Origin of the sequence: Gemmobacter nanjingensis, from assembly GCF_014652195.1 — a bacterium.
GTDB classification, from domain to species: Bacteria; Pseudomonadota; Alphaproteobacteria; order Rhodobacterales; family Rhodobacteraceae; genus Gemmobacter; species Gemmobacter caeni.
In genome coordinates, this window is record NZ_BMYI01000017.1 from 11,181 (window position 1) to 23,807 (window position 12,627).

At 66.6% G+C, this 12,627-nt stretch carries 14 protein-coding genes; all 14 read right to left on the bottom strand.

Going from position 1 to position 12,627, the window contains the following annotated elements; translation table 11 throughout:
- The 14 genes from IE126_RS20220 to IE126_RS20285 all read right to left on the bottom strand — a co-directional run bounded on the left by IE126_RS20220 (position 1) and on the right by IE126_RS20285 (position 12,625).
- The gene (locus tag IE126_RS20220; RefSeq protein WP_189381973.1) at positions 1 to 861 is read right to left on the bottom strand and encodes a phage BR0599 family protein; all 861 of its coding nucleotides are present in this window, start codon (positions 859 to 861) and stop codon (positions 1 to 3) included.
- Positions 858 to 2,009, bottom strand: coding sequence for a hypothetical protein (locus tag IE126_RS20225; RefSeq protein ID WP_189381974.1), 1,152 nt, complete (start codon positions 2,007 to 2,009; stop codon positions 858 to 860). The genes IE126_RS20220 and IE126_RS20225 overlap by 4 nt, the downstream gene beginning before the upstream one ends.
- Positions 2,002 to 4,464: a phage tail tape measure protein gene (locus tag IE126_RS20230; protein WP_189381975.1), complete on the bottom strand. Its 2,463-nt coding sequence runs from the start codon at positions 4,462 to 4,464 to the stop codon at positions 2,002 to 2,004. The genes IE126_RS20225 and IE126_RS20230 overlap by 8 nt, the downstream gene beginning before the upstream one ends.
- Positions 4,457 to 4,636: a DUF7697 family protein gene (locus tag IE126_RS20235; RefSeq protein ID WP_189381976.1), complete on the bottom strand. Its 180-nt coding sequence runs from the start codon at positions 4,634 to 4,636 to the stop codon at positions 4,457 to 4,459. The genes IE126_RS20230 and IE126_RS20235 overlap by 8 nt, the downstream gene beginning before the upstream one ends.
- A gap of 50 nt (positions 4,637 to 4,686) precedes the next feature.
- The gene (locus tag IE126_RS20240; RefSeq protein WP_189381977.1) at positions 4,687 to 5,124 is read right to left on the bottom strand and encodes a hypothetical protein; all 438 of its coding nucleotides are present in this window, start codon (positions 5,122 to 5,124) and stop codon (positions 4,687 to 4,689) included.
- Between the two features lie 2 nt (positions 5,125 to 5,126).
- Positions 5,127 to 6,071, bottom strand: coding sequence for a phage tail tube protein (locus IE126_RS20245; RefSeq protein ID WP_101923231.1), 945 nt, complete (start codon positions 6,069 to 6,071; stop codon positions 5,127 to 5,129).
- A gap of 24 nt (positions 6,072 to 6,095) precedes the next feature.
- Complete coding sequence (locus IE126_RS20250; RefSeq protein ID WP_189381978.1) at positions 6,096 to 6,518, bottom strand: acyl-CoA transferase; 423 nt, start codon at positions 6,516 to 6,518, stop codon at positions 6,096 to 6,098.
- A gap of 31 nt (positions 6,519 to 6,549) precedes the next feature.
- Positions 6,550 to 7,233 (bottom strand): hypothetical protein, encoded by a 684-nt coding sequence (locus tag IE126_RS20255; protein WP_189381979.1) that lies wholly within the window; start codon positions 7,231 to 7,233, stop codon positions 6,550 to 6,552.
- A gap of 117 nt (positions 7,234 to 7,350) precedes the next feature.
- Positions 7,351 to 7,974 (bottom strand): DUF6441 family protein, encoded by a 624-nt coding sequence (locus tag IE126_RS20260; RefSeq protein ID WP_189381980.1) that lies wholly within the window; start codon positions 7,972 to 7,974, stop codon positions 7,351 to 7,353.
- Positions 7,971 to 8,285, bottom strand: coding sequence for a head-tail joining protein (locus IE126_RS20265; protein ID WP_189381981.1), 315 nt, complete (start codon positions 8,283 to 8,285; stop codon positions 7,971 to 7,973). Before IE126_RS20265 ends, IE126_RS20260 begins: the two co-directional genes overlap by 4 nt.
- 12 nt (positions 8,286 to 8,297) lie before the next feature.
- Positions 8,298 to 9,320 carry a major capsid protein gene (locus IE126_RS20270; RefSeq protein WP_189381982.1) on the bottom strand — a complete coding sequence of 341 codons (1,023 nt, stop codon included), beginning with the start codon at positions 9,318 to 9,320 and terminating at the stop codon, positions 8,298 to 8,300.
- Positions 9,321 to 9,368: 48 nt separating this feature from the next.
- Positions 9,369 to 9,749 carry a head decoration protein gene (locus IE126_RS20275; protein ID WP_189381983.1) on the bottom strand — a complete coding sequence of 127 codons (381 nt, stop codon included), beginning with the start codon at positions 9,747 to 9,749 and terminating at the stop codon, positions 9,369 to 9,371.
- Between the two features lie 54 nt (positions 9,750 to 9,803).
- Positions 9,804 to 11,114, bottom strand: coding sequence for a S49 family peptidase (locus tag IE126_RS20280; protein ID WP_189382058.1), 1,311 nt, complete (start codon positions 11,112 to 11,114; stop codon positions 9,804 to 9,806).
- A complete protein-coding gene (locus IE126_RS20285; RefSeq protein ID WP_189381984.1) occupies positions 11,114 to 12,625 on the bottom strand; it encodes a phage portal protein in 1,512 nt (503 codons plus the stop codon). The genes IE126_RS20280 and IE126_RS20285 overlap by 1 nt, the downstream gene beginning before the upstream one ends.
- Between the last annotated feature and the right edge of the window lie 2 nt (positions 12,626 to 12,627).

Here is a 12,627-nt window from a genome sequence, read left to right on the forward strand (position 1 = left end):
TCAGACGATTGAACTGCCGCCGAAGGGATTGCGGCCGGGGATCTCGGGGAAGCCGCCGAAGTTCGGGAGGTTGCCGAACTTGGCCGCACAGGTCGCTGCGCGCAGGTCACAGCCTGGGGCGATATCGGCTACGACGGGGATCGGATCACCGGTCTCGGGATCGCTCTCGGGTGCGGCCAGCGCCGCTGCCACCTCCAGCATCGGCCGCGACAGTGTGAGGGTTGTTCCGACATGGCCGGTGATGAACCCAAGCTGCGCCCCAAAACTCAGCACCCCACCGCGAAACCAGCCATCGGGTTGGCCACCCGCCTCCGGGATCGTCAGGACATTGCCCGACGCGGCCGTCACGGTGCCGGTTTGCCAGTGGAACCCGATGTCGAGCCCGCAACCACGGCCGTAGAGCGCATGGCGGCAGAGGCGCTGGTACTTTGCGCGGACACCTGCCCGGCGCAGGGTGCTGAATACGGACTCACAGTTCAGCAAGATCCGGACGCCCTCGACCTCGGCCCCGACCACGCGGCCTTTCCAATGCGCCACCGTCTCGCCCAGAACCTGCTCATGGCCACGGAAGATGGTCAGCGTGACAGGTACGTTGCCCAAGGGCGCGAGGAACCGCCGCGCGAAGGGGTGCGAGAGCGGCCAGGTCAGTTCCAGTCGGCCACGTTCGATCTCGCTCGTCTGCACGACATCACCATGGGAAATGGCGGCGGCCTCCCAGGTGATCGTGTCGCCCTCGCTGGCGGCACTGGTCCAGTCCGTGGCCCTGCTGGTGAAGCGCCAGACCTGATCGCCTTCGACGAACTGGTAGAGGTAGTACGGGCGGCCCTCGGCCGTCGAGGACTCGATGGTGGCGTAGGTCATTCGGAAACCTCCACGACCGGCAGGGTCACTTCGCTCGCAACAGACCCATGTCGGATCTCGATCCGGTCCGCATCCGACCGCACCAGCGTCAGGAAATGCACCTTCGTCCCGATGGCCACGGGCTCGCCGAGGCTGGACGATAGCGTCAGCCGATGATTCGCACCTTCAGCGACAGCCGCGTTGATCGTCCGGAACCGGAACCCGCTTGGCATCTCGAGCAGGATCGCACGCCCGATATAGCCCGCCAGGTCCGTGATGGGCGCCACGCGCATCAGCGTGGAACCGGAGGACATGGCCGCACGCAGCTGCAGCTCGCGCCCCCAGGATGGCAACCAGAAGTTGGTTTGCCTGCCGCGGAGGGACCACAGCCAGCGACGCAGTGCCCAACGTTCCGCCGCGCCCTGCGCCTTCAGGGTAATCGCCTCGCCCCTCTCTAACTGATCCCGCAACGGTTCCACCACGACGGGCCCGAAGCCGTTGTCCACGTATTCGACGGCACGGCGCAGGCTGGCGGTGATCGGCGAACGGGTCAGGCTCGGGTCGGTCTGGACCGGGCGGCCGAGATAGGTCGGCATGACCGGTGCGGTCAGATCAGGGGCATCGCGCAGCAGGAAGGTGGCGGTGATCATGCCGTCACTCTGGCGGCGACGGGCGATCTCGACGGGGGCCGAAAGAAATGCCGACCGCACCGGCGCAACGGTGATGCGCGCCGCTGCCACAATGGCCCCCGGCAGCTGCGCGCCCAGCGGTTCCACCAGGATCAGCCGATCCGCATCGCTGCTGGTGATCTCCGCCAAGGAAGCCTCGGCTCCATCCACCGCAATGGCAACAGCGTCCCCTACCCGGAAATCCGCCACCGTGGTGTCGATGGAAATCTCGGTCGCCGCCTGCACCACATCTGCCGTCGGTTGCACCGCCATGTGCCAAAGCGGCACCCGCCAATTCCCGACAAACCCGGCCCGCACCAGTTCTGACGCCCGCGCCATGCCCAGCGCGTCGCAGCGATGCTGGAAGGTAACGATCTCGCGGGGACGGGACCGCAGCGCGATGCGCTGTTCGCCCGCCTGGGACTGCAGCACATCCGTGCGCCATTCCAGCACCTCGGTGATCTCCTGCGCTGCCGGAAAGGGCCAGAGGGGCTCAGGCATTGATGGCACCCCGATTTCGGCGGATTACGTTCAGGATGGCCCGTTCGCCCGAAGGCGTGGCGAGATAGTCCCCGACGACAGACGGGTCGAGCACGTTGATGATGCGCGTCGACGTCGATGATGCAGCAGCCGCGCCATCGCCATTCATCTCGACCCCGAGCCTGCCGCCCTTGCCTCGACGCAAGGGCAAGATGGCTTCCGGTCCTGCCTCGCCCATCAGCCCCACGCCCGTGGCGAAGGGAAACACCGTCGGCCGGTTCACCACGCCACCCCGTGCGAAAGCGGTCAGTTCTGCGCCCCCGGCAAAGACCCCGCCCTTGGCAAAGCCGAAGAGGCTCCCGAAGAAGCCGCCGCCCCCCGAAAATGCGTTGATCAGCGCGTTCTCGATCGGCTTGAAGGCCAGATCGATCAGCCGGGTGGCGAGGTTCTGCGCGATCCGCGAAATCGCCCCCGCGAAGGTCTCCCAGGTGAACTCGCCCGAGGTCAGGGCCTCCTTGATCGGGCCAGTGATGTCCTGTGCGAGACCTTGGGCGATCTCGCGCGACTTCTCCTGCGCCTTGCGGACAGCATCGGCCGTGGCCTCCCAAGCATTCCTAGCAGCATCTGCCCCTTCGCGCAGCGCATTGCCTGCGCCGCGCCCCGAACTGCCAGCGGCTTCCGCGACCTCGCTAACCCCCTGAAGGGCAGTGCCGAGGCCCGTCGCGGCCGTGCGTGCGTCATCGAGCCCCGCCGCTGCTTCGGTTCCGGACGCCGAAACTGCATCCCGCAGGGCCGCCACGGATTGCAGGGGAGCGGTGGCCGCTGTCGCCACTTCGCCCATCATGTCGCGCAGCCGTGCGGCCTCGCCCCGTGCCGCCTCGGCTGCAGCGGTCAGGCCCAGATCGGGCGGGGCGATGGGGTCGCTGTTGAAGGCCGCCTCGAAGGCCGTACGTGCCTCCGCCCCGGCATTTGCCGCGGCCCCCTCAAACGGGTTCTCGATCCCGCCGAGCTCGATGGTGCCGATCAGAGGTACCCGCTTCTCGATGCCCAGCACATCGAGACCCGCATTGATGCCTTCGAGGAATCCGTCGATCCGCGCCGCCACGCCGTTCAGCATGGCCTCGACCCCGCCGATCAGCGCATTGGCCGCGCCATAGGCGAACTCGCCGATCGTCGCCGGCAGAGCCGACCAGAGGACCTTCACCGCCTCGATCGCCCCCTGAAACGTGTTCAGCGTGGCGTTCCCGAACCCCACCACCGCCTCGAGCCCGGTCTGCAAGGCGGCGGTGATGCCCGCGCTGATCTCCGCCCAGCCCGCCATGATCGAGAGGCCCAGCGCGACCATGCCGAGCTTCATGCGATCCCAGACCTCGCGGGCCACATCGCCCAGAAGGCCCAGCGCGGCTCCGACGCTGCCCGTACCCTGAACCAGCCGCCCGAACTGGAAGATCAGCTCGCCCGCGCCGACGATCAGCGCCCCGATGCCTGTGCGGATCAGCGCGCCGCGCAGGACGACGAGGGCCGTCGCAAGTCCCCGGACGGAGAGCGCGGCAGCTGCCAACCCTGCGACCCAACGCCCGGCCATGATGCCCACAAAGGCCGCGGCATAGGAGGCCATGCGGCCGAGGTTCTCGCCCAGCAAATCAAGGGCCGTCCGCAAGGCTCCGCCTTCGGAGGCCAGCGCCACGAAGGCTTGGGCGAGCCAGGTGACGGCAGGCGCCACGGCGACAGCGATCTGGTTGCGGATCCCGTCAAAGACCATGCCGAGACTGCCCAGCGCGATCTGGGTCTGGCGCAGCGAGGACAGTGCCTCGCCGTCGAGGATCGCACCGACGGAACGCGCCTGATCGCCGAAGCGCGTTATCTCGGCCCCGCCATCGCGCAGAAGCGGTAGAAGGCGCGTGGCGTCCGAGGCCATGGCCTCCAGGTAGAAGGTCATCTCCTGCTGGCTGAGCCCGGCCTTCTCGAGCGAGGTCACGTAGAGCTGCAGGGCTTCCGGCCCCGAGAGACGCGCGAACTCTTCGGCCGTGACGCCCACACGCGGGGCGATCTGTTCGAAGAAATCCTTCATCGGCCCGCCACCGGTCTGCAGGAAGTCACCGACCCGGTCGTTCACGTCCTTCAGGATATCGGCCAACTTCTCCTGCTCGACCCCGACCGTGCGTGCCCCGGCCGCCCAGCGCTGGAAGCTTTCCGGTGTGGCATTGGCGACTTGCGCAAACTGCCGGATCTGGTCGGCGCTCTGGGCCGCGCTGCGGACGATGATGCCAAGCCCTGCCGTGGCTGCAGATGCGGCCGCAGCCATGGCGATGCCCGCACGCCGGGCAAAAGCAGCCAGTCGGGTGTTCGCGGCCTCCATCTCGCGCGACAGGCGTCCGAAGCCGCGCGTCCCTGCCTCACCGATCCCTTCCAGCTCGGCGCGCACCTGGCGACCGCCGACAGCCGCGAGGCGGACAGAGACCCGTTTCTCAGCCATCGCGGCGACCTTCTCTCTCTTCGTTCAACTTGCGAACCATCACGGCTTCGATCACCGGCAGCAGTTCGACAACGGCGCGGGGGGAAATGCCCATGGCGGATGCCATGGCCAGTGCGGCGGTCAGGTCCCAGCCGAGGACGGCGCCGGGGACGGCGCGGATCTGCCCACCCATGCGCTGCGCCAGATCCCAGACCTGCCAGCCCTCGAGGCTCAGGGGCGCGTTCAGGATTTGCGGGCAGTCCGGGCAGCGCCCTTCGCAGGCTTTGCAGTACCCGTCGCCCCCACTGAGGACCCAGTCAGCGAGGGCGGTGAGACGTTTTTTTCTGCTTCGAGCTCCAGACCCTTGGCGACATAGGCGGTCTGGAACTTCTCGAAGATCGGCCAGAGATCGAGGAGCGCGTCGATGCCCTCGGGGCTGACCGGGATAGGGTTGCCATCGGCATCGCCCACACCGTCCCAATCGACGATGGCGCGGGTGGCGATGGCCTTGGCGAAGATCACAGCGATACTGTCATCGGGCGTGCCAGGGGCGATACTGCGCACGGCCGGGTCGGTTCGGGCCGCGACCATGATGGCGGTGGTCAGGGGTTCAACCTTCACACGCACGCCCAGCGCAAGATCCAACCACTCAGCCTCACGAGCAAGGTTCAGGCGTAGCATGATCAATACTCCTCGATGTCGTTGACGAGCGTCGTGGTGCACATCCGGCCCAAGGTGGCATCCCGGGCGGCCTGCCAGTCGAAGGTGGCCTGGATGCCCTGCGGCCCCGGGATCTCGATCCGGGGGCGTGGGAGGTAGACGGCATGTGCCGAGAAGGAGAAACTCTCGCCCGAGGGCAGGACATAGGCGAATGTGAGGGCGCAAGGATCGCCCGCAATGGCCTGATTCACCAGCACCTGATCGGCGAAGCGCACCTCGATCTTGCCGGTCAGCGCGGCGATGGAGGGGTCCGCCCCGTCGATCCGACCGTCCGAGCGGATGGTCTCCACCCGGTCGAGATTGTTGGCATAGGTGATCTCGGCCGAGATAATGTTGCCGAGCGGCTGGCCGTTGCGCGTGATCGCCCCGTTGAAATGGCCAAAGCGTTGGAGGTTGAGGTCAGCCAGTGTTCCCGCTGCGGAGGCACTGGCGATGGCTTCCCCTTGTGCGACAAGGCTGGCCGTTGCGGTCAGCAGACCGGAGCGCTGCATCTGCCAGCTTAGGCTGTCGAGGACACAGCCAGAATACATGGCATAGCGCGGCACCTCCGGCATGCCGGTCTCGATGGACATCGACGGGAGCGACCAGGCACCGGAGCGGAACTCGTGGGTGAAGGGTCCCGGTGCCGCGCCGGTCGTCACGGGTGCACCGAAGGCCGCCTTCAGCCAGAAGCCGAAGGCCGCGGCATCGATCGGCACCACGACATTGCCGTCCGCCGTGACCGCATCCTTGATCGGCGCAAGAGGGTCGCGGCCGTAACCGAGCAGTTCGCTGTTCAGGAGCGGTTGTTCCGACCCCAGCGTGGTGCTGGCGAACGGCATCTTCGTGAAGCCGCCCGCGGGTGGGGTTCCATAGGTGGTCTCGAACGCAAGCGCCATCTGCGCCCGCGCGCCTTGCGCACGTGCCATGGGGGTCTCCTTGATTTGCGGGTGTCAGGCCAGGGGGCCGGTGGTGATGTAGTTCAGTACGACGGTGACTACTGCCGCCTTCAGCGCCGCGGCGCCCTCAACCGGCAGGTCCACCGAGGTTGGGGCCTCCGGTTCGACCCAGTCACAGACGCCGCCGAGCGTCCGGTCTGCCTCCAGCGCCGCACCTATGGCGGTGATCAAGTCATCGAAGGCGCTGGCCCGGCCGGTGCCCGCCTGTACAAAGACCTCCAGCTCGGCCCGGTGCTGGTAGTGATAGCGCAGGGGCGACAGCGTCACCTCCGGCTCGCCCGGCTGGCCGTCGCGCAGGATGATCAGCCCGGCCGCCGGGATTCGTTCGGGCAGTACCTCGTCACGCAGGGTGAGGGCGGCAATCGGCTGCAGCCGCGCATGCAGCGCGGCGAGGATTGTTTCGCGGGATGAGGACATAATCTCTTCACTCAAGAGAGCAGTGCGGGTTTCAGTAATCTCTAAGCAAATCCTTCGCGCCTTGCGTTCTTCCCCGCATCTTCACGTAGATCGAGAAACCAAGTCCCAAATTCGCATCTCCGTTTTCCAACGGTGAGTTGCAAAGGCCCTGCATTTGCTGACGGATCCGGCGAGCAACCTCCCCAATCTGCTGCCGCTTGGTCAGCGTGGGCGCGTCTTGGCGGACTGCCATCAAGGTATTGAAGAACAACAGGTCCAGTCCTGATGATGCAACAAAATCAACACTCTCTTGGTATCCAGCAATCCATGTGACTGGGGCATCGTTTTTGAACAGATAGTCCGCGAGTGCTCGCGAGCCAAAGAGGCATGACCCAAAGTACAAGCCTGTCAGATTTGATCCGTTTTCCCTTGTGATGCGGAGAAGTATATTCTTGAGGATCGTTCGGGAGATTCGGTCACCACCATGAAGATGAAGGCCAGTGTCACTGCCGTGCATTGCCAAGTATGCAACGGTCGTTGCGCGGGACCTAGAAATCCGCTCCAGCGCAGAAACGAAAGCGCCTTGGGTACCGACCATCTCATAATCGTAAGCATGGTGGCTGCCAAAATGAAGATCAGAAAGAAAATCAAAGAGCGGCTTGACAGTAGTATTCTTCTTGATGCCGTTTGCTGCGTCATGCCAACGGCTTTCTATCACGCCTATCTTCGTGCTCATTTCGCGGTCACCATGAATGAAAACGTTACTCCATCGTGAATCCTGCCGGGCGCTGTCTGCAAATGTCAACGGAGTAGGCTAAACTGAGTATCGCACAGTTGCCGCACCTGTTGATTGTCACTTCCCCATCCACGCCGCCACGATCCGCCCCGCCACGCCGTCGACGGCGCGTTCTGCATCCCTCGCCAGATCGAGGTGCTTGCGCAGCTTGACCTGCGGCACGAGGAGGAAGATCGGCACAGTTGTCAGCCCGCGGCCGGTCTTCGCCCGTGACGCCACAGCTCGGCCTTTCGTGTTCAGCCGCCCCTCGGCTACCAGCAGGCTTGGGCCCCGGCGCCGATAGACGAACCGCAGCCCTAGTCCCGTGCGGCGTTCCCATTCGCCGGGGGAGATGCGCCCACCACGGGTGGATTTGCCCGCGGCCGGGGTGGGGATCGCCAGCCAGAACCCGTTTCGCGACCGGATCAGCGGCCCGGTGTCATGCGCACCGACGATCACCGGGGCGTTCGACCAGACCAGCGCCGCGGCGTTCAGGCTTTCGCCGCCCTTGGGATAGGTGGCGAGGCGGATCGAGTTTCCGAGCCGGGTGCCAAGCCCGGCTCCGGTGATCTGGCCGCGCCAGGCGGATTTGAGGCCCGCGCCTGCCTCACGCATGACGGTGGTGACGGCCCTTTCACCGGCAGCGATTTCCGCCTGCATCAGGGCTGCAAGGTCGGGGCTGAATTCCAGCTTCAGCTTCATGTTGGCCTCAGATCGAGGGTCCATATCAGCCGTTCGCGGTCGCGCAGCGGTTCTCCCTGGATCACATGGCTGTCCGCGCCGATGACGATCACGTCGCCCGGGCGCGGGGCGGGCAGGTCGGCGACGCGCACATCTACCACCGTCGTATCGCTTACGAAGCGCCCCGCGCCGAAGTCGGTGACGCGGTCGGGCGCGCGGCGGATGATGCGGATCGGGCGTTCCTCGGACGTCGTTGCCGAGATCCAGAGGGCGGGGGCCGCCAAGGAGGCATGGGTGAAGATGCGATCCATGGCGCCGGCAAAGACGGACATAGGTGGTGTCCGTCAGTTCGACGTGTGCAGGCGGATAGCCAACCGTGGCCGCTTGTTCACCGGCAGGATCGAGGCTTCGGTCATAACGTCGATCCAGCGGCCCTTCTCGTCGAGATGCTGGCGGGCGTAGAGGGGCAGGCCGATGGTGTTGGCGGTTTCCAGCAGGTTCGCCGGGCCGCCATAGGTGGTGAAGGTGTCCATCGTGCCCAAAGGGAAGGCGATGCCCTCGTTCGCCGGGACCAGCCGTTCGGTGGCCTTGGTCGAGAGGGTGACGGTGCCCGAATATTCCTCGAACAGGATGCCGCCGAAGGGAAAGTTGCGGCGGACGTCCTCGCGCAGCGGCTGGGCGCCGGTCGAGGCGTAGAACTTGTAGGCCTCCTCGGTCTTGGGATGCGCGATCAGCTTGTCGAAGAACTCCCGGCTGACCAGCGCATGGACGGACGTCATCGCCTCGCCCAGCAGATTGTCCTCGATGGCGCGCAGAACCTCACGAACCTTGCCCTGCACGTTGGTGCCTGCGGTGCCCAGCACGAAGTCGACGGAGATCTGAGCGAGGCCGAATTCGGTGAAGTAGTTGTAGAGGGTGGTCCCGGCCCCATCCTTCACGATGCCGCGGAGCGCGTTCATCTCCATGTATTCGCGGGTCTGGGCATGCTTACGGCGCATCAGGAGCAGCTTGCGGTTCATCACCTCGACGAGGGTATCGGCTGCGTCGAAGGCGCCCAGCGCGGGGGCGCCTTGGATGTCGGCGGGCAGGACCACGTCGTCATGCGGAATCCACGGCAGAGCGAAGCTGCGCATGGACCGGCCCTCGCGGGTGCCGACGGTGGCGGGGCCGCCGAGGGGGACGGAGGGCAGGAGGCTCAGGACGCCCTCGTACTGTTCGATAATGACGGACCGCTGGCTGACCCCTTCGAAGCGGAAGAGGCCGATCTGGGCAAGGCGGGTGTAGAGGTTGGGCAGGATGTTGATGGCCTGCGTCATCTCGGCCAGCGAATAGCCGCCAGCGTCGAAGGGATTGCGGACGAGGGTCATGGGGATGCTCCGGGGAATGAAGGGATGGGCGCCGCCGGATGGGCAGCGTCATACGCCGTCGCGGGCAATGATGCCGACGGCAGCGAGTTGGCCGATCTTGGTGGTGATCTTTGCCGTGTCATCGACGGTGGCGTCGTAGGCGAGCTCTGCGCGCGAGACGATGGCCGGGCCACGGGCCAAGACGATGCCGGTGGCGTCGGCCAGCGTCGCATCGACGGCATAGAGCAGGACGGCCGTGGCAGTCTGCGCGCCATCGGTGCCGCTGCTGGTGGCCAGCTTGTATTTGCCGCTGGCGGTGATGCGGCCGAGGACAGCGCCGATGGGATAGGGCATGCCCGCGAGCAGCGTCACCACTTCGCGGGTGTAGTTCGGGTTGACCTCGTATTTGAGGACATCGCCCATGCTGGGCGGTTCCGTCAGGACGGGCATGGTTCAGTCTCCAAGATGTTGGTGGATGGGGGTGCCCGATCTGGGCGGTCTGCGTCAGCGCGAAGCGGCGGCCGACTTCTTCGCAGCCGTGACGATGGGACTTTCCTTCGCGCCCGTGGCTGGGGCGGTGGCGATGATGCCCGCGGCATCGCTGCGCGCAGCGAGATCGGCCAGGACCTTGGCGCGCAGGGCCTCGGGCTTCACGCCCTTGGCGACGGCATCGGCGGCATCGATCTGGATGCCGAGACGCGCGGCCTGCGCGCAGACCTGTGCGACCTCGGCCGCCTCGGCGCGGATGGCTTCGGGCGAGATCGCGGCCGCCGTGGTTTGCGGCGGCGCGACTGCCGCGGGCGCGGCCGGTTCCGGCGGGGTGCTGGCAGCAGGCGCGACCGCAGGCTGCGCATTGTCTTCGGGGGCAGTGGTCATCATCGGGCCCTTTCCTTTGGGTGGGGTTGTGCCGCGAGGTACGGCGGCGAAAGCACGGAAGGCGGTGACCGGATCGGCCACCTCGTCGGCAAGACCGGCGAACACCGCCGCCTCCCCGCGGAACACGGCCGCCTCGGTTCCCAGTGCGCGTTGGGTGTCGAGGCGACGGCCGCGCCCCTCGGCGACGGTTTCGGCGAAGAGCTGACGGAGGTCTTCCAACTCACCCGCGATCCGTTCGCGGACGGACTCGGGCAGTGGCTGATAGGGGTTCGCATCGACCTTGCGAGCCCCCGCATGGATCAGCGTGACAGCGATGCCCTTCTGGTCGAGCGCCCCGCTCATGTCGCTGTGCATGGCCACGACGCCGATGCTGCCGACGGCGCCGGTCCGGGGCAGGATGATCCGGTCGGCCTGGGAGGCCAGCGCATAGGCGGCCGAGAGGGCGTGATCGGCGACGAACGCTTGGACCGGCTTCTGAGCCCTTGCCGCGCGGATGCGATCCGCCAGATCGAAGGCACCCGCGACCTCGCCGCCGAAGCTGTCGATGTCGAGGGCGATGCCGCGGATGGCGGGATCGGCAAGCGCCGTCTGCAGCTGCGCCGCGATCCCCTCGTAGGAGGTCAGACCGGAGGATTGCCCGATCCAGGCCCCGCGATGCACCAGCGTGCCCGCGATCTCGATCACAGCGATGCCGTCCACCACGGCGAAGGGCTGGCCACCATTCCGCGCCTGGCGGTTGGTCAGGTCGTCGCCGAACAGCGATGCCCGGGCGGGCAGGGTGGCCGCATGCTGATCCTCCGTCGCAATCTTTAGCCCCTCGACGCTGATCTCGCGCCCCACAATCCGAGGGCCAAGGCCTGTCAGGAAGGCCAGCGCCTTGGCGGGATCGACCATCAGCGGTGTGTTGAAGACGCGCTGAGCGATCTGGGTGTGGTGCATCATGCGTCCTCCGTGGGCCGGGGTTCCCGGTCCTCGCCGTCGTCATCCTGATCGTCGCTGTCCTGCTCTTCCTGCCGCTGACCTTCGGCATCACTCGGCCCAGCGCTGCCGCCCGCCGCCTGTGCGGGCGATCCGGGCCGCCGGAAGTCGAGACCCAGTTCCGCCTCGCGCTTGCGTTCCGCGGCGATTTCCCGGTCGACCTGATCGGCGTCGTAGCCGCGCTCCGCTATGGCCTGCGTGCGGGACTTCAGGCCCGCCTCGATCTGCAGGATCTCGGCCGAGGCATCCTTGGCGGGGTCGATCCAGTCCCACTTGGTCGGGAGCCAGTCGCAGGCGAGGTATTGCCGCCGCTCCGTGGCATAGCCCGGCAGATCGATGGCCCCGGCCAGGACGGCCATGTCCATCCAGCGCGTCCAGACGGCCCGGCAGAGCTGATAGACCATCACCGAATGCTGGAAGGCCGAGATACGGCGACGGAAGTCGACAAGCGCGATCCGCGTGTTTGAGAAGTTCCCTTTCGCCGTGTCGCCTGTCAGATACCCATAGGGCACGCCCAGCGCGGCGCCGATCTGCAGGAGCGTCCGGTACTGGAACGGCTCATAAGTGCTGCCCGAGTCCGGGGTGGACGGCGTGGTGACATCTTCGCCCGGATCAAGGCGCACCACCTGGCCGGGTTCGACCTCCAGATCGTCCTCCGCCGGATCGAGGGCGGTTTCCGGAGCGGGGGAGGTGATGAACATCGCGAACATCGCCGCGGTCTTCTTCCGCTCGAGTTCGGCATCGTCGTAGAGATCGAGGGTGAAGAGTTTCACCACGGCGGCCGCAAAGCGCGACACCCCGCGCAGCTGGCCTGCCTCGACGGGGTCGAGGATATGGATGACCTCAGACGCGGGCACGCGCACCGTCTCGCCCGCCAGCCCCGGATCGGTCATGTCCCCCGGATGGCGGCGCAGGAAGTGGTAGGCGACGCGCCGCCCGATGCCGTCGAACTCGATCCCCTGCCGGATCGATCCCGCACCGGGCAGGACGCGGGTCATGTCCTGGGGCAGCATTTCCGCGGGCAGCATCTGCAGCTGCATCGGTACCGTCAGCCCGTCTTCCGGCCGCCGCGTGCGGATGCGCAGGAAGACCTCGCCCGCCAGGAACACCTCCCGCGCCGCCCGGCGCTGCAGGCCGAAGAAGTCGGTCAGCCCCTCGGCATCGGCCTCGTCGGTCCAGGCCAGCCAAAGCTCCTGCAACTCCTCCTTCTTCACCGCGTCCGCGATCTTCGAGGAAGGCTTGATCCCGTCACCGACGACATGGTTCGCGAAGGCATCGACGGCGTTCGCGGCATAGCCGTTGTTCCGGACCAGCCAGCGCGCGCGGGCGGTGATGGTCTCGCCCGAGGTGGCGATCAGCGTGTTCACATGCGCCCGCGTGGCGCGGAACCCGCGCATGCGACGGTGGGACTGTGCCGCATCGAACCCGCCGATGATGGACCCAAGGCGGGCGCGGAAGGTGTCGAGCACCATGG